Source organism: Pantoea sp. X-Soil-TKNS-1211 (assembly GCF_059730495.1).
In genome coordinates this window covers 1,611,638-1,633,769 of the sequence record NZ_AP035953.1, presented here as the reverse complement: position 1 = coordinate 1,633,769, position 22,132 = coordinate 1,611,638, and the positions used below count along the sequence as shown (strand labels likewise).

The window sequence follows — 22,132 nt, the reverse complement described above, 5'->3', positions numbered from 1 at the left end:
AGCACATGCCGGAAGATGTCAGTACCGGTCATCACAACAGGATTCCCGCCGCCTATACGAAAAAGTGCGGGGAGTGATGCGGAACCTACCTGTTCCAGCCGAACGCAAAGCTCAACAAGGCAGGACCACAATTTAGCTCTTCGCAGGCTGAGGCCGAGCGAGCCGGACCAGTAACCGGCACACAACAGGTAAGAGCATTGTATGTTGGCTGATTTGTCTAATCGCACTTTTCAACGCCAAGATCGAAAATAATTCAGCGCTCTTTCCGTTGTGGTGAATGCGGCTATGCGCTCGCGGTAAAACTGACAATCACCTTAGTATCCGGTGCGTCAATTCTATCAGTTACCGCCCTGCACTTTGTCAGCTTACACAGGGCACCGGGAGGCACCCGGCACCACATCCCCTTTTCAGTGTGGAGAACCAGGCAGCAGGTTTAGCAGAACCTGCCTGCCTATTTAATGAATCCATTAGCGATTTATTGCCATCAGTGGCAAGGGATTCGTGCAACCTAAATAACGGCATGGAGATATAGATGAGTAACGATGACACTTTTTCATATACCGCTAAGGATGGTGAGTGATGGAAAGAACGGTTAAAGGTGAAATCATCATAGGGCCAATTATCGATTTCCGCCTCACACCAGGAATTGAGCGCACCCGTAATGGCAGCGTTCAGCAGTTCGGGCCTCGAATCGTTCGGGGTGGTAAAGAAATCCAGCCGTGTGATTTTTCTATTGAACCAAATGAAAGACACCACTATGCCCTTGAGATAAATGGCAAATGGATGTGGGTGAATGGCTGCACCCATTGCAATCAGAACGGCGAGAAAATGTCGTACGTTGTTTGCGATGAGCATAACCGTTGCCAGGGCTGTGGAGTAAAACGCGCCTATGCGACTGAAATTCCGCCACGTAACGAATGGGATCATGGTGGTGCAGTTTGGGGGTCGCGTGACAAAAATGATGTTTGGGGATGGACTTGTCATGCGTGCCACGAAGCTCAAGAAGCTGAAAAGCGGTCAGCAGCTTTGGCAAGAATTGTCCCTGACGAATATTATGATGAAAGTGATTTCCGGCTCGATGATGAAGCTAAGTGCCCTTGGTGCAGTGCAGCAATTTGCACAGATGAAAGTTATGACGCTGACTGTAAGGCTCACGAGTGTGATGAATGCGGAAATTCTTTCTCGTTAACAGCTGAGCATTCTGTGTCATGGACTACAAAGCGCATTAAGGCAGGTAAACATGCGTGAACGTCCAATCATCTTTAACGCCGAAATGGTTCGTGCAGCTCTGAACGGCAGCAAGACGCAGACACGCCAGATTATGAAGGTGCAGCCGGAATCAAACCAGCTTGGGCTGTCTCGCGTCAAGGCTTCAACTAAACGCAGCGATATCGGCAAATACTACTGGTCTGAATCGAATGCTACCGGTCATCACATCCGCTCAAAGCTTTTTTCATGCCCATTTGGTGAAGTTGGTGATCGCCTGTGGGTGAGTGAGACGTGGGCCGATGTGAACCTTGAAGGCATCCCGGCTGTAGCATACCGCGCTGATAATGATGTTTATTCGCCGATGGATGATGAATCGTTCCTAGATGAAGACGGCGCATTTAATTACGACGATCCACGAGTAGCCAAGTATGAATTTGCGGTGTGGTACTCAGACCTGATTAATGACACAGAGGGTAACTGGCGGCCATCTATCCACATGCCGCGCTGGGCTTCCCGCATAACGCTGGAGATTACCGGCGTTCGTGTGGAGCGGTTGCAGGATATCTCCAATGCTGATGCTTCTGCTGAAGGATTGAAAGACATAAAGCCGTGGACAGGCTTAGATGGCTGCATTGGCAGCGGCGGCGCATCAGCAAGAGAGAAATTCGAGGTCTTGTGGGAATCCATCTACGGAGAGGAAAGCTGGCAGGCTAACCCGTGGGTGTGGGTTATTGAGTTTAAGCGCGTGGAGGGTGTGAAATGATCGAGGCACCAGCTCTGATTATTCCTACAGATGCCTCCGCGATGATTCGGGAAATTGAAGCCTCTTATGCAGGTTACGTGGATAAGTTCCGCATACCGTCCGATCACATCATCGTGGTCAACTATTCAGGCGGCAAGGACTCCACAGCAACGCTGGCAATAGCTAACCATCTCTTCGGTGATAAAGTTCGTAATGTCATGGCTGACACCGATAACGAGCATGAATACACGATTGAGTATGCGAAAAACATCCACAAGCAGATCGGATGTCGCACAGTTCAGTTAGTGAAACGCATCTACACCGAAGACGACTTTGCAAAGCGGCGTGCATCAATCCAGAAGAATTGGCCTAAGCGACAGGCTATACGCATGGGTGCCTATCGCGGGGTAGTGATGCCATCACTTGCAGCCGCTGATACTAAGTTTGCCGAAGCATGGCGTAAGTCAGCAAGGCGCTGGGCTGTTGAGTTTGATACCCCTCTCAATGCCGCCCTTTCAGTATTGAAGCCAAGCGGTAATAGTTTTCTTGATGCTGCGCTGTTGCATGGGAAGTTCCCAATGATGCGCGATCGATTCTGCACCGATGAGTTAAAAATTAATGCCGCTTTTGACCAGGCTATTAATCCACTACTTGAAGAAGGCGAAGTTGTTGTGCAGTGGTCAGGTGTTCGAGGGGATGAATCAAGCAAACGGGCATCATATCCACGCTTTGAAGCTGACCGCCGTGATAGCAGCTTCCTGTATAACTTTTTACCCATTCACAAATGGACTGCTTCTGATGTGTTCGCGCTACATAAATATTTTGGCGTCAAACCGAATCCTCTTTATCTGGAGGGTGCAGCTCGGGTTGGGTGCATGAACTGTGTGCTATGCAATAAAGAAGAGATTGCACAGACTGCGGCGCGATACCCACATCACATTGAGAAGCATAGAGAGTGGGGAACAAAAAGTTCGCCTCGTGAGTCGTTGGGTGCACTGGATGAGTGTTGGAACGTTTGATCAGTCATGGATGCGCAAATACTCACTTCCACTTGGGCGCGCCGTTCAACTCTACGGCCTTACGCCTGAAGTGCAGAACATCGACTGGTCTGCATTTTATGGTACACGGGGCGGAATGGGCGCTCCATCAGTTAATGACGTGGTCGAATGGTCAAAAACGGGGCGCGGCGGGAAAGTTTACGACCTTGTTAAAGCCAGCATAGATACCGGCGTTTGCGCATCACGCTACGGCCTTTGTGAATAAGGGGTGGACAATGGCTAAGTCACCCGCAGAACGCAAAAAGGAACAGCGAGCACGTCAGGCCGCTGCCGGTGATAAAAAACTTGAGCTTGTGCTCGATAATCAGGAACTCGAAATGCTGGCGCGTAATTGCGCCACCCGCAGGCCAGGACGCGAACCTTATGAAGCGAATGAGTATATCGCGCTGCTGATTCGCCAGGATGATGCACGGGCGCGCGGCCTGATTAAATCCATCAGTAAACGTAAGTGTGGTAAGTGCGGAGATTCACTGCCGGTTAAAGAGTGTTTTCTTTTTGATGAGAGTGCGTGCTGGCTTCATCGTGGCTGGCATGAGACGAAATTAAAAATCACACTGCGACATATCACGGTAATTAATTCTCCTGTTGCAGCAGGAAGGGCATGAAGAGATGAATATGCAAACCAACGATATAATTTCTGATGCTGACATTGAACAAATCACCGGGTACAAAATCCCGTCTAAACAATGTCAGTGCCTCAAGCAAGCCGGGGTTTTCTTCGTGGTTCGCCGTGATGGACGTCCACGCACAACCTGGCAACATTTCAACGATCCCATCACTCACCGTAAGACAGTGATGCCGGATGCATTCGAACCTAATTTTGGGGCACTCGACTAATGGCCCGGACCAGAAAAAATAAAGAAGACAGTTGGATGCCGCCCCGTGTTTACCGGGGCAAGTCTGCGTTTGAGTTTCACCCGAAGAATGGCGGTGCAATCAGGCTTTGCAGTTTTGATGCTCCCCAATCTCAGGTATGGGCAGCATACGAAGCACTTTTGAACGAATTGCCAGATGACAGCCTTGTCGCTGCTCTCGCTGATCGTTTCTTCAAGTCAGCCGATTTCTTTGAGCTGGCACCAGAGACACAGAAGGATTACAGAAAATATTCTAAAAGTGTTTTAGCCGTATTCGGTGCAATGCCCTCTGATGCGGTTAAGCCGGAGCATATCCGTAAATACATGGATAAGCGCGGCCTGAAAAGTCGCACCCAGGCTAACAGGGAAAAGGCTTTCATGTCTCGTATTTATCGTTGGGGATACGAGCGCGGCATAGTTAAGCGCAACCCTACGAAGGGTGTAAAACAGTTCAAAGAGAAGGCCCGTGATCGTTATGTAACAGATGCTGAATATTCCGCACTGTTTAGTGTTGCGCCTGACGTTGTTCAGATTGCTATGGAGTTGGCTTATCTGTGCTGTGCTCGCCAGGGTGATGTTCTCGAAATGAAGAAAAGCCAATTGATTGACGAAGGGATATTGATCAAGCAAAGCAAAACTTCAGTGTCTCAGATTAAGGGCTGGTCTCCGCGCCTTGAAAAAATTATCAGAGATGCTTCATGCCTGCCGTTAAAAACCGGGATGAGTAGCATTTATGTGATCCACCAGCCATCAGGTGCGAAATATACCCGTGATGGCTTTAACAGCCGATGGCTGAAAGCGAAGAAGGAAGCAAAAGAGAAATTTCCAGAGATGACCTTCGATTTCACTTTCCACGATCTGAAGGCTAAGGGCATTTCGGATTTGGATGGGAATTTATATGAGAAGCAGGCGATATCGGGGCATAAAAATGTTGAGCAAACTGCTCGCTACAATCGCAAGATTGCAGTTGTGCCTGTGGTCGGCGGTCAAAAATAGAACAACGAATATTAGGAAGGGATATTAGGAAGGCGAGATAGAGAAACAAAAAACCGCCCTTGGGCGGTCACGACATCACTGCTTATTGCTTTGATTTTATTCGGTTTTTATCGGAAGATAAATATGGTGCCCGGGGCGGGACTTGAACCCGCACGACCTTACGATCGAGGGATTTTAAATCCCTTGTGTCTACCGATTTCACCACCCGGGCAGGGTGTAAAGTGGAGGCGCGTCCCGGAGTCGAACCGAGGTGGACGGATTTGCAATCCGCTGCATGGCCACTCTGCCAACGCGCCTTTCAATCTGATGTGCATTCCGTTACTGAACAGAGTGCTAAATCTGGAGCGGGAAACGAGACTCGAACTCGCGACCCCGACCTTGGCAAGGTCGTGCTCTACCAACTGAGCTATTCCCGCATTATATTATTATCGAACTTGCTGATTTCATTCAGCTTTTAGCAAGCACGCTGCCGTTCGATGCGATGCATTCTACTGAACTGGCGCAATGAGTCAATAAAATTATCCACACAGCGCGTCCGTTTGCTGCTTTTTAAATCGCATCGATCACCGTTCGAACAAATCGCCACGCGCGGCGTTCAAATATTGGTACATCGACCAGAAAGTCAGCACAGCCGCGATGTATAACGCAACCACGCCAACGCCAACAACCGTAGCATCATGACGCCACAGCAGAGCCACCAGCGACAGCATCTGTGCAGTGGTTTTGACTTTGCCAATCCAGGAGACTGCCACACTGCTGCGTTTGCCAATTTCCGCCATCCACTCCCGCAAAGCAGAAATAATAATCTCACGGGCGATCATGGTAGCGGCAGGCAAAGTGATCCACCAGGAGTGGAAATACTCCGCGACCAGCACCAACGCGATCGCCACCATCACTTTATCCGCCACCGGATCAAGGAACGCACCAAAACGCGTGGTTTGCTTCCAACGACGCGCCAGAAAGCCATCAAACCAGTCAGTGACTGCGGCTACCACAAAAATCAACGCGGTAACAAAAGGCGCCCAGTGGAATGGCAGATAAAACGCCAGCACAAAGAAAGGAATCAGGACGACTCGAAACAGGGTAAGACATGTCGGAATGTTAAATTGCATATGCCAGTAACTGTCTGGTATGGGTAGAATTTAACGTATGTTCCTACATTGCCCCCCCCGTTTCAATGTTAGTGTTTAAGGGAATAGTAGATTTTTTCTGCCAGCGAGAAAGAAATACCCGGTACTCTGGCAATCTCTTCGACACTGGCATTCATCAAAGGCTGTAGGCCCCCCATGTACTTAAGCAGCTGTTGACGTCGTTTTGGTCCGACGCCTTCGATGCTTTCAAGGGCACTGGTGTTCTTAACTTTGGCTCGTTTTTTACGATGACCTGAGATCGCATGATTGTGAGCATCATCACGAATATGTTGAATCACATGCAGCGCAGGTGAGTCTGGCGGTAATGATGTCCCCTCTCCTTCCGCCTCGAAAAACAGCGTTTCTAACCCCGCTTTACGATCGCTGCCTTTCGCCACACCGAGCAGAATCGGACGATCTTTATCCCAGGGCACATCCAACTCGGCAAACACCTGCTTCGCCTGCGCCAGTTGCCCTTTACCGCCATCAATCAGAATCACATCAGGTATTTTTTCTTCTTCCAGCGCTTTACCATAGCGCCGACGTAACACCTGATTCATCGCTGCGTAATCATCACCCGGCGTAATGCCTTCGATATTGTAGCGTCGATAATCGCTGCGTAACGGACCATTGCGATCGAACACCACGCAGGAAGCAATGGTTTGCTCGCCCATGGTGTGGCTGATGTCGAAGCACTCCATTCGATTGATCTGCTCCAGTTCAAGGAACCCCGCCAGTGCCGCCAGACGCTGCTGAATCGTTGAATGCTGCGATAAGCGCGTCGTCAGCGCGGTCGCCGCATTGGTACGCGCTAGCTTAAGATAACGGGCGCGATCACCACGAGGCTTGCTTTGGATACTCACTTTACGCCCTGCCAATTCACTGAGCGATTCCGCCAGTAATTCGCGCTCTGGCAGGCTGAAATCCAGCAAAATATCGGCCGGTAAGGTGCGCGCCTCACTGCCCTGCAAATAGAACTGACCAAGGAACGTTTGCACCACTTCTGCCAGTTCAGTATCTGCCGGGACTTTGGGAAAGTAACTACGGCTTCCCAGGACTTTGCCCTGGCGAATAAACAAGACGTGCAGGCAAGCCATTCCCGCATCGTATGCCACGCCCATCACATCCAGATCATCCCCCTGATTGGAAACAAACTGTTTTTCCGTGATGCGACGTACCGCCAGAATTTGATCGCGTAAGCGCGCAGCGTCTTCAAAACGTAACGCCTGGCTGGCAGCCTCCATCCTTTTTACCAGTTGATTCAGCACCTGATCGTCTTTACCCGCCAAAAACAGCCGCACATAGTCGGTTTGCTGGGCATATTCCTCTTCACTGACTAAACCAGCGACACAGGGTCCAAGACACCGGCCAATCTGATATTGCAGGCACGGCCGCGAACGATTGCGATACACGCTGTTTTCACACTGGCGAATCGGGAAAACCTTCTGCAACAACGCCAGGGTTTCACGCACGGCATAACCGTTGGGAAACGGGCCAAAGTATTCGCCTTTGGCATGTTTAGCCCCACGATGCATTGCCAACCGTGGGTGGCTATCGCCACTCAGAAAGATATAGGGATAAGATTTGTCATCACGCAGCAGAACGTTGTAACGCGGCTGATACAGCTTGATGTAGTTATGTTCCAGCAGCAGCGCTTCCGTCTCGGTGTGGGTCACAGTGACATCGATTTGCTGAATGTTGCTGACCAGCGCCTCGGTTTTGCGACTCCCCACCTGCGAGCGAAAATAGCTGCTAAGGCGCTTTTTGAGGTCTTTGGCTTTACCAACATAGATCACCGTGCCTGTCGCGTCATACATACGATAGACGCCGGGCTGACTGGTCACGGTGCTGAGAAAGGCTTTAGAGTTGAAAACGTCACTCACTACTGATTAACGGCTCCGCATTAAACAGGCCATGTCGTATGGCCAGATGCGTTAACTCCACATCGCCACTGATGTTCAACTTACTGAACATACGATAACGGTAGCTGTTAACGGTTTTCGGGCTGAGGCTAAGCTGTTCGGAAATCTCCGTCACTTTCTGCCCGCGCGTGATCATCAGCATAATCTGCAATTCCCTTTCCGACAAACAGCTAAACGGAGATTCGGCTTTTTGTGGCTCAATCTGGCTGAGCGCCATCTGCTGAGCGATATCAGAAGCGATATATCGCTGCCCCGCGTGCACTGAGCGGATGGCACTAACCACTTCCTGCGGCGCGGCTCCTTTACTGAGGTAACCCGCAGCACCAGCCTGCATGACCTTCGCGGGTAGCGGATTTTCCGTATGAATAGTCAGCATGATGATGCGAATATCCGGGTTGTAACGCATGATTTTACGCGTAGCTTCAAGACCGCCAATGCCAGGCATGTTCATATCCATCAGCACGACGTCCACCGGATTGTTGCGGCACCACTTTACCGCATCCTCACCACAAGCCACTTCCCCGGCAATTACCAATCCCTTCATATCTTCCAGTATGCGACGAATGCCAACGCGTACCAGTTCATGGTCATCAACAAGAAGCAAGCTGATCAACGGGACGTACTCCGCAAGTTAGTGATGGGGAATATATTTCAGGAGGCTTATCTTACCGGGTTTTCCGGGGAAAAAACATCGTCCATGCAGATAAATCCTGACGTAAATGAACCACATCAAATAGAGGTTAAGGACCACACATTTTAAGTCACCCTAGATATCACGCAAGAATAAAATAGTAAAATAATGATTAATATCATTAAGTTATAATTTATGCAGTGCTTCGCTTTTATCGTATCATGCTTAAAATAAATAATCGTTCCCGTCATTATTTATTGACGATAAATACAGCAATTTCTCATTCCATTTCTGGCATGAATTTCTGATTTCAGCGCTAATAAATTCTTTTGACAACCCTATGATATACTCTGTTTTTCGTACACAGGAAGAATGTGTCAAGACCATGCAACATAACCAGGGAGTCAATTATGAGTGATGAAGACTTTGCAACTTCGCAGGAAACTCAAAAGCTGGCAGATGAAGTCGCCTGTCTGAAAATGATGGTGACACTGATTCTGAAAGGTATGGGTCAGGCGGATGCCGGGAAAGTGATCATCAATATGGAACGTTATGTGCAAACGTTAGGGGACAAACCGCAGGCGGAAGTGTTCAGCAACACCATTCGTCAAATCAAAACCGCCTACCGTCAGTAAGCGGCCTGCCCCGCGCCGCACACGCGGGGAGATTTAACTGTGCGCTTGCCAGTTAACGGAAACCCCCAATGACGGCAAAACCTCCTCGGGGCTAAACCGACGCGTTCCGCGGTACTTTTCCGCCAGTACCGGTTGCTGAACCGGGATGCGAATGGCAAACAGATTATCCTCAGACTGAATCAATCCTGGCGATAACGGCTCATAGATTACCTGATGTTGTTCAAACATCTTTTCCAGCATCGGCGTGGCGGAACTGATAAGAAATTCTATCCCACTTAACTCCGCGAACTGTACAGAATGCCAGAGGATGTTAAGCGGCAATTCTGCATCCTGTTCCAGTCGGGCAGAAAAGCGCGACATCTCCCAGACTTTTTCATGGCTGAAAGGCAATATTACCCCTTCCGTCATTTCTGGTTCCTGCCACGGCATCAGACGCGCGCAACCACAGATGCCCTGCCGTGCATTCCAGGCAATAATCCAGGTCACATCAGAACGATCAAAGCGATCATATTCCTGACCTGGGGTGCTCAATCGGGGTGGAATTGACCAGCCTTCACCGCGCGCAAACACGCTGTAGCGATAGGTTCCCAATTCGGCCAGCAGAGAGGACGGCATATCCTTTAACTGGGTTTGAATTATTTTCATCATGCGCCCCTGACATCCCCATGTTTGCAATGATTTTTATGTGCGCCAGCCTGGCAAAGTTCCGGCGCAGGGTTGACAACTGACTTCAGGCAGGGACCGACTAAAGTTAGTCGTTCCCTTTTTGCTATATCAGTCCAATTGCTGCGGCATAACAGGCAATTTGCGTTTTATTGGAAACATTAAAACGCTTTTGCATATTCTTTTGGTGGAAGTTCACCGTGTGTTCTGAAATCGCTAAAATAAGTGAAATTTCCGCAGAAGTTTTCCCCTCTGCCGTCCATTTCAAAATTTCCAGCTCTCTCTGGCTGAAATCATTAGACAAAACCACCATGGCGTTATCGTTAAGGCGATCCAGAACACGCAAGCTCAGTTCCGCCAGAAAGTGTAGTTTTACTTCCAGCTCAACACGTAAATGCTGGGTCTTACTCTGTTGCTTAGATGCAATAGATAATATACCAATGGCACGATTTGATGCCATTGCCGAGCATGAAAATCCACTCATCAGGCCATAAGCATTCGCTTCTGCCCATAAATTGCCCGCTCCGGTAAAAAGATCGCGTGTCCACTCCACACCATGTCCTGGCCGCTGGCAAAGTAGCAGCACGGGATCAACAGCATAAAAGTTCTCACTTTCGTAGTGTTTAACCCAGTTTTCCGGGTAAGTGCTGAACAAAAAAATTCGCGGCCGGGTAAAGGGCACCGGATGCTGGATCAGAAAAGCAAAGTAATCAAAACCCAAGATTTCAACGTGCTTCTGTAAAAGCGCTTTCAATTGCAGTACGGCAGTCACCGCCTGAAATTGAATTTCGGTCTCGCCTCGCCAGACGAAATAATTATCGGTCGTCATTATTGCCTCAGCGTCTTGCAACGCTCTCGCGCCTTGTTATTCGGTCCGGTTAACACAAAAAATTAAATTAACTAGAGAAAAAATATTGATTGAAAGATCCAAGCCACTCGTAGCAATCATAAACATCCAGTTGTCAATGCATTACCACCAAGGGATGGATTGAGCTTCGTGTGTTTGTTAACACCATCACAATTTTTAAAGTGACAGACGATTAGAATAGGATTTTTCTGATGTTATTTCAATCGCCTCATTCATTTAAAATTGTCAATACTGTGATAAACATTGAGCATCGTCATTAACTGAAATCGATTGTTTACAGTGTTTTAACCTTAAACTCCCGGTTATTTTATGCCACATTTTTCAATTACCTTATTCTTAATCCTCTTTATTTCTGCCATATGGTCGCTTTTTCACCCTTCACAGTGATTCCCGTCACGCACGTTTCCGGCTACTCTTAGCTATGAGCGGCGTAACACGCAACGGTGATTTGCAGGGGAAGACAATGCCGCAGCCAGGCAGAGCGCATTGTCGCGCGTATTCGAGAAGCTAAGCGGGACTGACTATGTTGAACCAGGTGGCATTACCTTTCCTTGTTCTGGGCGGCTGTACTGCCCTGATGATTTTAAAAGACCTCTTCCGCCATCCTCACCCGGTTGCGGTGATGAATATCATCTGGCCATTAACCGGACTATATATGCCTTTCGTTGGCTGGCTGGCCTGGTGGTATCTGGGAAGAAAACCTTCCCGTCAGGTTAAACTTTCCCTGCTGGTTCCGCAAAAATTACATCGTAACGCTGGCTGGCAAACCATCTTTATTTCTACTTCATTATCAGCCGCCGCCTGTATATTTGGCGATATAATGACAATACCGATAATCACCTTACTAAATCAGTTCGCGATTACTCCGGCATTATGGATGGAAGCAATTATTTGCGTTGGGATTTCGTTATTGATGGGGTTATTTTTTCAATTCCTGGCAATTCGGCAACGTGAAAAACGTTCATTTGGCCGTGCGTTATTATTAGCATTGAAAACCGAAACCTTTCCTCTGCTGATTTACCAATTGGGTATCTTTCTCTTTATGGGGTTGGCGCTAAAATTTGTGCTAAATCAGCAAATCAATCCGCTACTGGTCGGTTTCTGGTTTATGCTCCAGCTCGCCATGATGATTGGCTTTCTTTTCTCATGGCCAGCGAATCATTTTCTGATCAAGCGTGGACTAAATCCTGCGGTATAAACTCAGCGACAATAGCCGCTGCCGCGCATGCCAAAATGAAAATGGTTGGCATGTGCGGCGTTATAATCCGGGCCAAGCGCATTGCCAAAATTGGCGCAACCATTCTGCCATAGCGCATGTAGAGCTGTCGCTGCATCGCTGGGTTGTTGCCAGTTCGTCCCCACCCGTAACCAACGTCCGCTCGCCAACTGATATCCGGTAATATCCCAGGCATTTGCCGTCGCATGTTCGCTGAGACGTCCTTCCTCTCGATGATAAATATTGCGACAGGCATAACTGCCGACATGCGCGATGCGTTGTAAGGGGCTATGGATACCCGCCTGTTGTAACTGAACCTGGCTTTGCAAAACGTACATCGTACTGACCACCGCCAGAGAACAGCTGGCCAGGAAACTGCTGCTGAGCGTCACCGCACCAAAACTGCTAATACGCAGTGGTTGTTCCACCGGACATGCCCCTTGTAGCGCAGGCACCTCAGTAAACTGCACCTTGCCACTCTGCTGCGCCCTGCGCATCACATCCAGGCAGGCGGCGGGATCATCTGCCAGCCGTTTGATTTTATAACGCGTCAGCCAACCGGGTGGATCGGTCACCGCCAGCGGGGTAAAGGGATTCCAGGCAGGCGGCAGATGTTGCTGCAACCATGGCAAACTCCACCAGCCAGCAACCGCCAGTAAGAGAATCAGTAGCAATATGCGCACAACACCTCGGTTTTGATGGTCGGGGATATACAAAGGTAGTTGCTATTGGCGAGGAGAGCAGCAGATACGCTCTGAAATCGTTCACTTTTTACCCACCCTGACGAAAGATTGTTCCGTGTAAATATTTACTGACGGAGCAAAGCAGCTAAAAGGTCACAGTTGTTAAAAAACAATTACCGAAAGTTACCGCTATTCCACTATCTTATGCCATCTTGCACCGTGCAACTGCACGTTATCTAACAGCCAGCAGAGCTGACACGACATCAAGACAGGAAAGAAATCTTTATGGTTGACCAATCCAAAGAGGCGCTGCTCAACGCTGAGCAGCCAGACAAACTACAACGAAATCTGCACAATCGTCATATTCAGCTGATTGCTATTGGCGGAGCCATCGGCACAGGGCTGTTTATGGGGTCCGGTAAAACCATCAGCCTGGCCGGCCCTTCGATCATTTTCGTCTATATGATCATCGGTTTTATGTTGTTCTTTGTTATGCGCGCGATGGGTGAGCTGCTGCTCTCCAATCTGGAATACAAATCCTTCAGTGATTTTGCGGCTGACCTGCTGGGTCCCTGGGCTGGATATTTCACCGGCTGGACCTACTGGTTCTGCTGGGTGGTCACGGGCATCGCTGATGTGGTGGCGATCAGCGCCTATTTCCAGCTCTGGTTCCCGGATTTTTCGATCTGGATGAGCGCCCTGCTTTGCATCTGCGTGTTCCTGACGTTGAATATCGCCACCGTAAAACTGTTCGGTGAGATGGAGTTCTGGTTTGCGATTATCAAAATTGTCGCTATCGTCGCGTTGATCATCACCGGCGTGGTGCTGGTCGCCATGCACTACCCATCACCGGGTGGTGGCACCGCCTCACTGAGCAACATCTGGGATCATGGCGGCATGTTCCCGAAAGGACTGAGCGGCTTTTTCGCGGGTTTCCAGATTGCCGTTTTCGCCTTTGTCGGCATTGAACTGGTTGGTACGGCGGCGGCTGAGACGCATGATCCCCATAAGGTGCTGCCGCGCGCCATCAATGCCATTCCATTGCGCGTGATTATGTTTTACGTGCTGGCGCTGATGGTCATCATGGCGGTAACACCGTGGAACCAGGTACTGGCCGATCGCAGTCCGTTTGTAGAGATGTTTGTGATGATTGGCTTGCCGGCTGCCGCCAGCATCGTCAATTTTGTAGTATTGACCTCTGCCGCTTCCTCCGCTAACAGTGGCATTTTCTCCACCAGCCGCATGCTGTTCGGACTGGCAGAACAGGGGGTGGCGCATAAAGCATTTGGACGCCTGTCAGCTCGCGCCGTTCCTACCACCGGCCTGTTCTTTTCATGCCTGTGCCTGCTGGGTGGCGTGGCGCTGATTTATCTCATCCCGGATGTGATGACAGTGTTCACGCTGGTGACCACGGTGTCGGCGATTCTGTTTATGTTTGTCTGGACCATTATCCTGTGTAGCTATCTGGCGTACCGTAAACAGCATCCACAACGTCACGCTGAATCCGCATTTAAAATGCCACTGGGCAAGTTGATGTGCTGGGTGTGTATGGCGTTCTTCGCCTTCGTGCTGGTGCTGCTGACCCTACAGGAAGATACCCGCCAGGCGCTGATGGTTACGCCGTTGTGGTTTGCCCTCCTGACCATGGGCTGGCTGCTGCGTCGTCGTAAAGCCTGATATCCCTGAAATAACAAGGCCCGATGACCGGGCCTTGTTATTTATAATCTTTCCCGTAACTTCTTCCATGCCTCCGCCAGCGAGGGTCTCAGCGACGGCACCCGCCATGGCGCGGCATTTGGCGCATCCGGCGCGCCAAGATTGAAGGTGAAGGTATAATTCGGTTCTTCCCCCATACGTAAATCAGCAATCAGAGTATCATTCCCCTGCTGACGCATGGCATAAAAACCGTGGCTAAACCAGGCGACGCGTTCGGCCAACCACTGGCCTTTAAAAGGGGTAAACAACGCGCTCTGACGATCGTACCAGCGGATCGCCAATGGCCGTTCTGGTGATAACAGCGACCACCAGGCCTCACCGTAGCGTTCCGGCGTCATGATCACCGTGCGCCACACCAGCGTGTTGAACGCGGTGGGTGTCACCAGCAGCTGCTGTGGTTGTACTGCCTGGCGCGCCAGTTCCTGACCAATATGCTGGGTGGCGATACTCTGCGCCACCATGCTCCAGCCGAGATACAGGCTACTGACCAGTAAACCTGCCTGATTCCAGCGCAGTCCCCGCGTATCACGTCGCCATAACGCAACACCAAGGGCAACCAGCAACGGCAAGGTAAACAGTGGGTCAATGATGTAGATACTGCCGATGGCATAGGGAAAATCGGTGAGCGGTAAACCCAGTTGGGTGCCGTAGACCGTCATTAAATCGAGTAACGGGTGGGTAATTAACGCCAACCAAATAGCCAGCCACCAGCTTCGCCAGTGTTGACGCTGCCGCAATACGCCAGCAATAAGCCAGCCCAGCAACGGGGCAACCAGGGTCAGCCACAGTAGCGCATGGCTTTCCGTGCGATGCAGCGTCATGTTACGGATCGCATCACCATGATCGATAAATACATCAAGGTCTGGCAGGGTTCCGGCTACCGCCCCCACCAGCACGGACTGCCAGATCGGCACCCGTTTGCCCATCACCGCGACGGTGACCGATGCGCCTAGCGCCAGTTGTGAAAGCGAATCCATGCAGTCTCCTGTTTAACGCACGCGGATACCTTCAATGATCATGCGTTGCACATTATCAACGGTCTGCTCAAAGAACGTGGGATCATTCAGCGTCTGCCCGGTGATCGCCTCAACCTGTGAAGCGAAATCAGCGTAATGCTGAGTAGTCGCCCATAACAGAAAAAACAGATGCTGCGGTCGCACACCGGCCAGCCGACCTTCATCGATCCACTGTTCAATGATCGCCGCCTTTTCATCCACCAGCATCTTAAGATCGCCTGCCAGTTCCCCCTTCAGCAAAGGTGCACCCTGCAACATCTCCAGACAAAACAGACGCGACGCCTGGGGATGGTCGCGAGAGACTTCCAGCTTCAGGCGGATATAACGTCGGATGGCGGTCAGTGGCTCCTGATCGTGACGCAGTGCGCGCAGCGGAGCCAGCCAGACGTCCAGAATCTCCTTCAGAACCGCAATATACAGGGCTTCTTTTGAGGGATAGTAATAAAGCAGATTGGTTTTTGACACATCAGCGCGCTCGGCCACTTTATCGAGGCTGGTGCCATGAATACCGTATTGCGAAAAGAAGGTCAGCGCCGCTTCAAGTATTGCCGCCCGTTTTGCCGCGACCGCCCGCGACCGCCGTGTTGGCTTTTTTTCATCGCTTTTCACACTGTTACCTCATCCATCCTGCGTAAACGCATCATAACAAAGGCCCCCGCTCCTGCCTAATGCCGGCCCTGCACCTTTTTTGACCACTGACGCATGAAAAATGTGCAATTTGTTTTGACCATATGGTCCAAAACGGACCGAGCAATCCAACTTATCTCAAACATTATTTTTAACACATTGTTATCTATGGCATTTAAAAATGTGGCACAGGCTTTGCAATTTTGTGAACGAGCGCCGCCAGCAGGGAGCGAGCAGGACGCAGCGCAGCGCGTGAGACAAACCCGTTCTTTGCTGAGAGGTTTCACATGAAAATTGGCGTCTTTATCCCGATTGGCAACAATGGCTGGTTAATCTCCACCCATGCCCCCCAATACAAGCCGACTTTTGAGCTGAATAAAGCGATTGTGCAGAAAGCGGAGCATTACCATTTCGACTTCGCGCTGTCGATGATCAAACTGCGCGGTTTCGGCGGTAAAACCGAATTCTGGGACCATAACCTCGAATCCTTCACCCTGATGGCCGGGCTGGCTGCGGTCACTTCGCGAATTGAGATCTACGCCACTGCCGCCACGCTGACGCTGCCACCGGCGATTGTCGCACGCATGGCATCGACCATCGACTCCATCTCCAATGGCCGTTTTGGCGTTAATTTGGTGACCGGCTGGCAGAAGCCGGAGTATGAGCAGATGGGCTTGTGGCCGGGTGATGACTACTTCGCCAGCCGTTATCAATACCTCACCGAATACGTCACCGTTTTGCGCGACCTGTGGGGCAACGGTCGAAGCGATTTTAAAGGTGAATTTTTCACCATGAACGACTGCCGCCTCAGCCCGCAACCACAGAAACCGATGAAGGTGATTTGCGCCGGACAGAGCGATGCCGGTATGGCATTTTCAGCCCAGCACGCCGATTACAATTTCTGCTTCGGTAAGGGTGTCAACACCCCAACCGCCTTTTCCCCGACCGCCGCACGCATGAAACAAGCCGCTGACAAGGCGGGCCGTGAAGTCGGTTCCTACGTGCTGTTTATGATCATTGCGGCGGAAACCGATGAAGCCGCACGCACTAAATGGGAGCACTACAAAGCGGGTGCCGATGAAGAAGCGCTGGCCTGGCTGACTACGCAAAGCCAGCAGGACACCAAGTCCGGTAGCGATACCAACGTGCGCCAGATGGCCGATCCCACTTCCGCCGTCAATATCAATATGGGCACGCTGGTGGGTTCTTATGCCAACGTGGCACGAATGTTGGATGAAGTTGCTGAGGTCGAAGGAACTCAGGGTGTGCTGTTGACCTTTGACGATTTCCTGCAAGGGATCGAGGAGTTTGGTCAATTTATTCAGCCGCTAATGCAGTGCCGTCATGCTTTGATTGAATCGCAGAAGGAGGTTGCCTGATGAATGCCGTTGTTTGCGCCCATACCTCGACCTTACCGCAGGTCACCCTGCCTGCCCGCCCGGAAGCCATCGCCTTCCCGCCTGCACAAAGCGCGTTGATTGTGGTGGATATGCAGAACGCCTACGCCACCGAGGGCGGCTATCTCGATCTGGCGGGTTTTGATGTCTCTGCCACCAAACCGGTGATTGCCAAAATTCACCAGGCAGTCACCGCAGCACGCACGGCGGGCATCCAGATCATCTGGTTCCAGAATGGCTGGGACAATCAATACGTCGAAGCGGGCGATGCCGGTTCACCCAACTTTCACAAATCCAATGCGTTAAAAACCATGCGTAAACGCCCGGAGTTGCAGGGGACGTTGCTGGCGAAAGGTGGCTGGGATTATGCGCTGGTGGATGAATTGGTGCCACAACCCGGCGATATCGTGTTGCCTAAACCGCGCTACAGCGGCTTTTTCAACACACCGCTCGACAGCATGCTACGCAGTCGCGGCATTCGCCATCTGGTGTTCACCGGCATCGCCACCAACGTTTGCGTGGAGTCGACGCTGCGTGATGGCTTCTTTCTTGAATATTTTGGCGTGGTGTTGGAAGACGCCACTTATCAGGCTGGCCCGCCATTCGCTCAGCAAGCCGCCATCTTTAACATCGAAACATTCTTCGGTTGGGTTAGCGATACCGCGACCTTCTGTGAAACGTTAAAAGCCTGATGCCACACGCATTTCATCTGCAAAAACAATGATAAGGAAGACTTCGCCATGCCTAAAAGTGTCATTATTCCCCCCGGAACCACCACGCCAATTGCCCCGTTTGTACCCGGCACCCTCGCCGATGGCGTGGTATATGTTTCCGGCACGCTGCCGTTTGATGCGCAAAATAATGTCGTCCATGTCGGTGATGCTGCTGCCCAGGCTCGCCACGTGCTGGAGACCATCAAAAAGGTGATTGAAACTGCTGGCGGTACCATGGATGACGTCACCTTCAACTCGATTTTCCTCACCGACTGGAGCAACTACGCCGCGATTAATCAGGTGTATGCCGAATATTTCCCCGGCGATAAACCAGCACGCTACTGCATTCAATGCGGGCTGGTGAAACCTGACGCGCTGGTCGAGATCGCTACCGTGGCGCATATCGGTAAACAGGAGGCGTGATGCATCTGGAAATTCAGGGATTGCAGACAGAAGATGCCCCAACACTGGTGCTCTCTTCTGGCCTCGGTGGCGTTGCCGGTTTCTGGCAGCCGCAACTGGCCGCGTTAGGCCAGCATTATCGGGTTGTCACCTACGATCAACGCGGCACCGGTCGCAGCGCCGATACCCTGCCGGAAGGCTACAGCATGGAGATGATGGCAACCGAGCTGGCTGATGCGCTGGAGCAGCAGGGTATCGAACGTTTTGACCTTGTCGGCCACGCGCTCGGCGGTTTGATTGGCCTGCAACTGGCGCTCGATTATCCGCAGCGCGTGGGACGCGTGGTGGTGATTAACGGCTGGCTGTCGCTGAATGCCCACACTCGCCGCTGCTTCCAGGTTCGTCAGGATCTGCTGCTGAATGTCGGCGTGGAGGCCTTTGTGCGCGCCCAGCCGTTGTTTCTCTATCCGGCAGAATGGATGGCGCGCAACCAGGCTCGCCTGGAGAAGGAAGATACGCATCATGTGCAACATTTTCAGGGCATGGAAAACCTGCTACGCCGCCTGCATGCACTGAAAAGCGCCGATTTTCGCCCCCATGCAGCCAAAATCACCCAGCCGGTGCTGGCTATCTACAGCCAGGATGATCTGCTGGTGCCGTGGAGCTGCTCACCCGAATTGGCCGCCGCCTTGCCCAATGCCAGCCTGATTGAAATGGCCTGGGGTGGGCATGCCATGAGCGTAACCGATGCGGAAAACTTCAATGCGTTGTTGTTGCAATGGCTGACGCGTAGCCATGCGAGGCAGGAAGCCCGCTAATGCCGCCCTGCGCGGTCCGGTTCCACAGACACTCTGGAGAAGACGATGGCGAGTTCCTGGTTTCCCCGCTGGCAGAAAAAGTCAGCCTTAACTGAAAATGGGTTGATTGCACCGGACGAAACGTTGCCGCTCGGGCAGACGTTAATTCTGGGTCTTCAGCATGCTGTGGCAATGTTTGGTGCAACGGTGTTGATGCCGTTGTTGATGGGACTGGACCCCAACCTGGCCATTCTGGTCTCCGGTATCGGCACCCTGCTGTTCTTTGTGGTCACCGGCGGACGCGTACCAAGCTATCTTGGTTCCAGCGCCGCCTTTGTGGGTGTGATTATCGCCATCACCGGTTTCAACGGCCAGGGACTTAACCCCAACCTGGCGCTGGCACTCGGTGGCGTAATCGCCTGTGGTGCATTGTATACGCTGATTGGTTTTGTGGTGATGAAGGCGGGCACCGGCTGGATTGAACGGCTGATGCCGCCGGTCGTCACGGGGGCGGTGGTGATGGCTATCGGCCTTAACCTCGCACCGATTGCGGTGCACAGCGTATCGTCATCCATGTTCGACAGCTGGATGGCGGTGATGACGGTGCTGTGCATCGGCCTGGTGGCGGTGTTTACCCGTGGCATGGTGCAACGCTTACTGATTCTGGTCGGGCTGATTGTCGCCTGGGCGATCTACGCCCTGCTCACCAATGGTCTGGGATTCGGCAAACCGGTCGATTTCAGTGCTGTGGCCAATGCCGCCTGGTTTGGTATGCCGCAGACTACCGCACCGGTGTTCGATATGCAGGCCATAGTGATGATCGCGCCAGTAGCGATCATTCTGGTGGCGGAAAACCTCGGGCATATCAAAGCCGTGGCCGGTATGACCGGGCGTAATCTCGATCCCTGGATGGGGCGCGCTTTTGTCGGTGACGGCCTCGCCACCATGCTCTCCGGATCGATCGGCGGTAGCGGAGTCACCACCTATGCGGAAAATATCGGCGTGATGGCGGTCACCAAAGTCTACTCAACGCTGGCGTTTGTCGCGGCAGCGCTGATTGCACTGGTGCTGGGCTTCTCACCGAAATTTGGTGCGCTGATTCACACCATTCCTGGTCCGGTGATTGGCGGAGCGTCGATTGTGGTGTTTGGTTTGATCGCGGTGGCTGGCGCACGCATCTGGGTGCAAAACCATGTGGATTTCAGCCAGAACAGCAACCTGATTATGGTCGCAACCACGCTGGTGCTGGGGGCTGGGGATTTCGCGCTGAAGATTGGTAGCTTTACCCTCGGCGGTATCGGCACCGCCACCTTTGGCGCCATCATTCTTAACGCCATCCTGCGCCGTCGCGGTTCCAGTATGGGTGAAAACCAAACGGCACGGCAAAACAGTTAAGGTTCCTGTAGCTCCTGCGGTGTCGATTCTGGCACCGCTTTTTTGCGTCGGATACGCAACTCACTGACGATGACGCCGCAAACAATCAACGCACCGCCGAGCAGCGCTGCCGCTGGCAGACGTTCACCCGCTAATCGCCCCACTACCCCTGCCCATACCGGTTCACCAGCGTAAATCACCGTGGCACGCGTCGGCGAAACGCTGCGCTGCGCCCAGTTCATGGTGACCTGAATCAATGCACTCGCCGCTCCCAGGCCCAACGCACTCAACAGCAGTGGAATGCTGAAGGTTGGCAGCGATTCGCCATTTGGGATCATAAAGATAAAGGCACAGACCGAAGCCACCGCCAGCTGAATCAAGGTGACACGACGGACATCAACCCGCCCGGCAAAGCGGCTGATCAGGATAATCTCCGCAGCAATCGCCAGGGTACTGAGTAACGTTGCCATTTCTCCGGCATTTAGCGCAAATTGTCCATTCTGTGGGCCGGCCACCAGCAGCAAACCGATAAACGCCAGCAGGATACCCAGCCAGGCCATCAACCCCGGTGGACGGCGTAAAAACAGCCATTGCAACAACGGGACCACCGGCACATACAACGCCGTGAGAAAGGCAGACTGGCTACTGGAGATGGTTTGCATGCCCCAGGTTTGCAGCCCATACCCGCCCGCAATCGCCAGACCAATCAATGCGCCTGCTTTACACTCCAGCCAGCTGGTGTGTCTGAGGTAACGACGGAAGAAAAAAGCCAGCAGCAACGCCGCCGTAGCAAACCGCAGGCCGACGAAGAAAAACGGGCCAGAGTGTGCCATCGCCCGGTGCACCACCAGGAAGGTGCCACCCCAAACCATAGTAATGAAGATAAGGACAAGTTCCTGACGCGTCAGACGCAGAAAAAGGCGAGAAGCTGCAACAGACATAAAGCACCACAATAAGGATTCGGGCGCCATTTTCGCAGAGTCAGAAGGAATTGCAATGTCTGTCACCGCCGGGCAAACCCGGCGGTGGAGGGAATTATGTTACAGCCGGGCTATTTTTTATTACGGCTGCGTCCCCCTTTTTCACCTGCTTCGGAAGCGCGCTGCGGATCATTTCTGAAATTCCCGCCGCTATTTTTACCGCCTTTACGGCCTGCTTCCGCGGCTCTTTCGCGATCTTCGGCGAAATTACCTGATCCTCCACGATGTTGTGCCATCATTTCCTCCGATAGAGTTTTCTCATCAGTGGTCAGGACTTTTCACATGCAAAAGGTGAAAAGCAGGATGGTGCGTCTTCCGTACCACCCGTACAAAGAATAGCCAACAGCGTTACGTTTATGGTGAATATTTATACTTTGAAACACATATTCTTCTCATTTTTCATAACAAACCGGAGCTTTACGCTATTCAACAATCGCTTAGTGGAAGATTAAGCGAAGCCGTGATTTTCCCTGCTTAATCGCTGAGCGGCAGGTCACGCAGGC

25 protein-coding genes and 3 tRNA genes are annotated in these 22,132 nt (G+C 51.7%); 15 read left to right on the top strand and 13 right to left on the bottom strand.

Annotated elements, in window-relative coordinates; translation table 11 throughout:
• Window positions 1-579 precede the first annotated feature (579 nt).
• The 7 genes from AC6I8W_RS07760 to AC6I8W_RS07730 are packed head-to-tail and all read left to right on the top strand — an operon-like array spanning window position 580 to window position 4,859.
• Window positions 580-1,248: a hypothetical protein gene (locus AC6I8W_RS07760; RefSeq protein WP_497837645.1), complete on the top strand. Its 669-nt coding sequence runs from the start codon at window positions 580-582 to the stop codon at window positions 1,246-1,248.
• A complete protein-coding gene (locus AC6I8W_RS07755; RefSeq protein WP_497837644.1) occupies window positions 1,241-1,972 on the top strand; it encodes a hypothetical protein in 732 nt (243 codons plus the stop codon). Before AC6I8W_RS07760 ends, AC6I8W_RS07755 begins: the two co-directional genes overlap by 8 nt.
• Window positions 1,969-2,970 carry a phosphoadenosine phosphosulfate reductase domain-containing protein gene (locus tag AC6I8W_RS07750; protein ID WP_497837643.1) on the top strand — a complete coding sequence of 334 codons (1,002 nt, stop codon included), beginning with the start codon at window positions 1,969-1,971 and terminating at the stop codon, window positions 2,968-2,970. The genes AC6I8W_RS07755 and AC6I8W_RS07750 overlap by 4 nt, the downstream gene beginning before the upstream one ends.
• A complete protein-coding gene (locus AC6I8W_RS07745; protein ID WP_497837642.1) occupies window positions 2,951-3,214 on the top strand; it encodes a hypothetical protein in 264 nt (87 codons plus the stop codon). Before AC6I8W_RS07750 ends, AC6I8W_RS07745 begins: the two co-directional genes overlap by 20 nt.
• A 10-nt stretch (window positions 3,215-3,224) precedes the next feature.
• Window positions 3,225-3,614, top strand: a complete 390-nt coding sequence (locus AC6I8W_RS07740) for a hypothetical protein (RefSeq protein WP_497837641.1) — start codon at window positions 3,225-3,227, stop codon at window positions 3,612-3,614.
• 4 nt (window positions 3,615-3,618) lie between these two features.
• A complete protein-coding gene (locus tag AC6I8W_RS07735) occupies window positions 3,619-3,846 on the top strand; it encodes a DUF4224 domain-containing protein (RefSeq protein ID WP_497837640.1) in 228 nt (75 codons plus the stop codon).
• Window positions 3,846-4,859, top strand: coding sequence for a tyrosine-type recombinase/integrase (locus tag AC6I8W_RS07730; RefSeq protein ID WP_497837639.1), 1,014 nt, complete (start codon window positions 3,846-3,848; stop codon window positions 4,857-4,859). Before AC6I8W_RS07735 ends, AC6I8W_RS07730 begins: the two co-directional genes overlap by 1 nt.
• Before the next feature lie 124 nt (window positions 4,860-4,983).
• Here the strand turns inward: AC6I8W_RS07730 and AC6I8W_RS07725 are convergent.
• From AC6I8W_RS07725 to uvrY, 6 genes are all read right to left on the bottom strand, one after another.
• A tRNA-Leu gene (locus AC6I8W_RS07725) sits at window positions 4,984-5,070 on the bottom strand.
• Between the two features lie 11 nt (window positions 5,071-5,081).
• A tRNA-Cys gene (locus AC6I8W_RS07720) sits at window positions 5,082-5,155 on the bottom strand.
• 44 nt (window positions 5,156-5,199) lie between these two features.
• Window positions 5,200-5,275, bottom strand: a tRNA-Gly gene (locus AC6I8W_RS07715).
• Window positions 5,276-5,422: 147 nt separating this feature from the next.
• Window positions 5,423-5,971 carry a CDP-diacylglycerol--glycerol-3-phosphate 3-phosphatidyltransferase gene (pgsA, locus tag AC6I8W_RS07710; RefSeq protein WP_013508588.1) on the bottom strand — a complete coding sequence of 183 codons (549 nt, stop codon included), beginning with the start codon at window positions 5,969-5,971 and terminating at the stop codon, window positions 5,423-5,425.
• Window positions 5,972-6,039: 68 nt separating this feature from the next.
• Window positions 6,040-7,872 carry an excinuclease ABC subunit UvrC gene (gene uvrC, locus AC6I8W_RS07705; RefSeq protein WP_497837638.1) on the bottom strand — a complete coding sequence of 611 codons (1,833 nt, stop codon included), beginning with the start codon at window positions 7,870-7,872 and terminating at the stop codon, window positions 6,040-6,042.
• On the bottom strand, window positions 7,865-8,524 hold the full coding sequence (gene uvrY, locus AC6I8W_RS07700) for a UvrY/SirA/GacA family response regulator transcription factor (RefSeq protein WP_013508586.1): 660 nt from the start codon (window positions 8,522-8,524) through the stop codon (window positions 7,865-7,867). The genes uvrC and uvrY overlap by 8 nt, the downstream gene beginning before the upstream one ends.
• Before the next feature lie 428 nt (window positions 8,525-8,952).
• Between uvrY and AC6I8W_RS07695 the strand changes: the two genes are divergently transcribed.
• Entirely contained in the window at window positions 8,953-9,177 is a 225-nt protein-coding gene (locus tag AC6I8W_RS07695; protein WP_497837637.1) for a DUF2594 family protein, read from the top strand.
• A gap of 33 nt (window positions 9,178-9,210) precedes the next feature.
• On the opposite strand, the gene AC6I8W_RS07690 is transcribed toward AC6I8W_RS07695, so the two are convergent.
• Together AC6I8W_RS07690 and AC6I8W_RS07685 are read right to left on the bottom strand one after the other, a co-directional pair.
• Window positions 9,211-9,822, bottom strand: a complete 612-nt coding sequence (locus AC6I8W_RS07690) for an acyl-homoserine-lactone synthase (RefSeq protein WP_497838129.1) — start codon at window positions 9,820-9,822, stop codon at window positions 9,211-9,213.
• A gap of 124 nt (window positions 9,823-9,946) precedes the next feature.
• Window positions 9,947-10,669, bottom strand: coding sequence for an autoinducer binding domain-containing protein (locus tag AC6I8W_RS07685; RefSeq protein ID WP_497837636.1), 723 nt, complete (start codon window positions 10,667-10,669; stop codon window positions 9,947-9,949).
• 562 nt (window positions 10,670-11,231) lie between these two features.
• Between AC6I8W_RS07685 and AC6I8W_RS07680 the strand changes: the two genes are divergently transcribed.
• A complete protein-coding gene (locus AC6I8W_RS07680; RefSeq protein ID WP_497837635.1) occupies window positions 11,232-11,906 on the top strand; it encodes a DUF4396 domain-containing protein in 675 nt (224 codons plus the stop codon).
• Between the two features lie 2 nt (window positions 11,907-11,908).
• Here AC6I8W_RS07680 and AC6I8W_RS07675 read toward each other — a convergent pair whose 3' ends face one another.
• Window positions 11,909-12,607, bottom strand: a complete 699-nt coding sequence (locus AC6I8W_RS07675; protein ID WP_497837634.1) for an extensin-like domain-containing protein — start codon at window positions 12,605-12,607, stop codon at window positions 11,909-11,911.
• A 285-nt stretch (window positions 12,608-12,892) separates the two neighbouring features.
• On the opposite strand from AC6I8W_RS07675, the gene cycA reads away from it, so the two are divergent.
• The gene (gene cycA, locus AC6I8W_RS07670; protein WP_497837633.1) at window positions 12,893-14,284 is read left to right on the top strand and encodes a D-serine/D-alanine/glycine transporter; all 1,392 of its coding nucleotides are present in this window, start codon (window positions 12,893-12,895) and stop codon (window positions 14,282-14,284) included.
• A 41-nt stretch (window positions 14,285-14,325) separates the two neighbouring features.
• Here the strand turns inward: cycA and AC6I8W_RS07665 are convergent, their stop codons facing one another.
• Both AC6I8W_RS07665 and rutR read right to left on the bottom strand, forming a co-directional pair.
• Window positions 14,326-15,300 (bottom strand): metal-dependent hydrolase, encoded by a 975-nt coding sequence (locus tag AC6I8W_RS07665; protein WP_497837632.1) that lies wholly within the window; start codon window positions 15,298-15,300, stop codon window positions 14,326-14,328.
• Window positions 15,301-15,312: 12 nt separating this feature from the next.
• Window positions 15,313-15,948, bottom strand: a complete 636-nt coding sequence (rutR, locus tag AC6I8W_RS07660; protein ID WP_497837631.1) for an HTH-type transcriptional regulator RutR — start codon at window positions 15,946-15,948, stop codon at window positions 15,313-15,315.
• 305 nt (window positions 15,949-16,253) lie between these two features.
• Here rutR and rutA point away from each other — a divergent pair, with 305 nt between their 5' ends.
• The 5 genes from rutA to rutG are packed head-to-tail and all read left to right on the top strand — an operon-like array spanning window position 16,254 to window position 20,670.
• A complete protein-coding gene (gene rutA, locus AC6I8W_RS07655; protein ID WP_497837630.1) occupies window positions 16,254-17,345 on the top strand; it encodes a pyrimidine utilization protein A in 1,092 nt (363 codons plus the stop codon).
• Window positions 17,345-18,055: a pyrimidine utilization protein B gene (gene rutB, locus AC6I8W_RS07650; protein ID WP_497837629.1), complete on the top strand. Its 711-nt coding sequence runs from the start codon at window positions 17,345-17,347 to the stop codon at window positions 18,053-18,055. Before rutA ends, rutB begins: the two co-directional genes overlap by 1 nt.
• A gap of 48 nt (window positions 18,056-18,103) precedes the next feature.
• The gene (gene rutC, locus AC6I8W_RS07645; RefSeq protein ID WP_013508575.1) at window positions 18,104-18,499 is read left to right on the top strand and encodes a pyrimidine utilization protein C; all 396 of its coding nucleotides are present in this window, start codon (window positions 18,104-18,106) and stop codon (window positions 18,497-18,499) included.
• Complete coding sequence (gene rutD, locus AC6I8W_RS07640; protein ID WP_497837628.1) at window positions 18,499-19,296, top strand: pyrimidine utilization protein D; 798 nt, start codon at window positions 18,499-18,501, stop codon at window positions 19,294-19,296. The genes rutC and rutD overlap by 1 nt, the downstream gene beginning before the upstream one ends.
• Before the next feature lie 45 nt (window positions 19,297-19,341).
• Window positions 19,342-20,670 (top strand): pyrimidine utilization transport protein G, encoded by a 1,329-nt coding sequence (rutG, locus tag AC6I8W_RS07635; RefSeq protein WP_497837627.1) that lies wholly within the window; start codon window positions 19,342-19,344, stop codon window positions 20,668-20,670.
• Here rutG and AC6I8W_RS07630 read toward each other — a convergent pair.
• Complete coding sequence (locus AC6I8W_RS07630) at window positions 20,667-21,590, bottom strand: DMT family transporter (RefSeq protein WP_497837626.1); 924 nt, start codon at window positions 21,588-21,590, stop codon at window positions 20,667-20,669. The two genes, rutG and AC6I8W_RS07630, sit on opposite strands and share 4 nt — an antisense overlap.
• Window positions 21,591-21,700: 110 nt before the next feature.
• A complete protein-coding gene (locus AC6I8W_RS07625) occupies window positions 21,701-21,865 on the bottom strand; it encodes a con-10 family general stress protein (protein WP_013508570.1) in 165 nt (54 codons plus the stop codon).
• Between the last annotated feature and the right edge of the window lie 267 nt (window positions 21,866-22,132).

Coding starts and splice junctions, on each gene's coding strand:
- AC6I8W_RS07760 (WP_497837645.1), top strand. CDS start 580: ATGGAAAGAACGGTTAAAGGTGAAATCATCATAGGGCCAATTATCGAT.
- AC6I8W_RS07755 (WP_497837644.1), top strand. CDS start 1,241: ATGCGTGAACGTCCAATCATCTTTAACGCCGAAATGGTTCGTGCAGCT.
- AC6I8W_RS07750 (WP_497837643.1), top strand. CDS start 1,969: ATGATCGAGGCACCAGCTCTGATTATTCCTACAGATGCCTCCGCGATG.
- AC6I8W_RS07745 (WP_497837642.1), top strand. CDS start 2,951: ATGAGTGTTGGAACGTTTGATCAGTCATGGATGCGCAAATACTCACTT.
- AC6I8W_RS07740 (WP_497837641.1), top strand. CDS start 3,225: ATGGCTAAGTCACCCGCAGAACGCAAAAAGGAACAGCGAGCACGTCAG.
- AC6I8W_RS07735 (WP_497837640.1), top strand. CDS start 3,619: ATGAATATGCAAACCAACGATATAATTTCTGATGCTGACATTGAACAA.
- AC6I8W_RS07730 (WP_497837639.1), top strand. CDS start 3,846: ATGGCCCGGACCAGAAAAAATAAAGAAGACAGTTGGATGCCGCCCCGT.
- pgsA (WP_013508588.1), bottom strand. CDS start 5,971: ATGCAATTTAACATTCCGACATGTCTTACCCTGTTTCGAGTCGTCCTG.
- AC6I8W_RS07695 (WP_497837637.1), top strand. CDS start 8,953: ATGAGTGATGAAGACTTTGCAACTTCGCAGGAAACTCAAAAGCTGGCA.
- AC6I8W_RS07690 (WP_497838129.1), bottom strand. CDS start 9,822: ATGAAAATAATTCAAACCCAGTTAAAGGATATGCCGTCCTCTCTGCTG.
- AC6I8W_RS07685 (WP_497837636.1), bottom strand. CDS start 10,669: ATGACGACCGATAATTATTTCGTCTGGCGAGGCGAGACCGAAATTCAA.
- AC6I8W_RS07680 (WP_497837635.1), top strand. CDS start 11,232: ATGTTGAACCAGGTGGCATTACCTTTCCTTGTTCTGGGCGGCTGTACT.
- cycA (WP_497837633.1), top strand. CDS start 12,893: ATGGTTGACCAATCCAAAGAGGCGCTGCTCAACGCTGAGCAGCCAGAC.
- AC6I8W_RS07665 (WP_497837632.1), bottom strand. CDS start 15,300: ATGGATTCGCTTTCACAACTGGCGCTAGGCGCATCGGTCACCGTCGCG.
- rutA (WP_497837630.1), top strand. CDS start 16,254: ATGAAAATTGGCGTCTTTATCCCGATTGGCAACAATGGCTGGTTAATC.
- rutB (WP_497837629.1), top strand. CDS start 17,345: ATGAATGCCGTTGTTTGCGCCCATACCTCGACCTTACCGCAGGTCACC.
- rutC (WP_013508575.1), top strand. CDS start 18,104: ATGCCTAAAAGTGTCATTATTCCCCCCGGAACCACCACGCCAATTGCC.
- rutD (WP_497837628.1), top strand. CDS start 18,499: ATGCATCTGGAAATTCAGGGATTGCAGACAGAAGATGCCCCAACACTG.
- rutG (WP_497837627.1), top strand. CDS start 19,342: ATGGCGAGTTCCTGGTTTCCCCGCTGGCAGAAAAAGTCAGCCTTAACT.
- AC6I8W_RS07630 (WP_497837626.1), bottom strand. CDS start 21,590: ATGTCTGTTGCAGCTTCTCGCCTTTTTCTGCGTCTGACGCGTCAGGAA.
- AC6I8W_RS07625 (WP_013508570.1), bottom strand. CDS start 21,865: ATGGCACAACATCGTGGAGGATCAGGTAATTTCGCCGAAGATCGCGAA.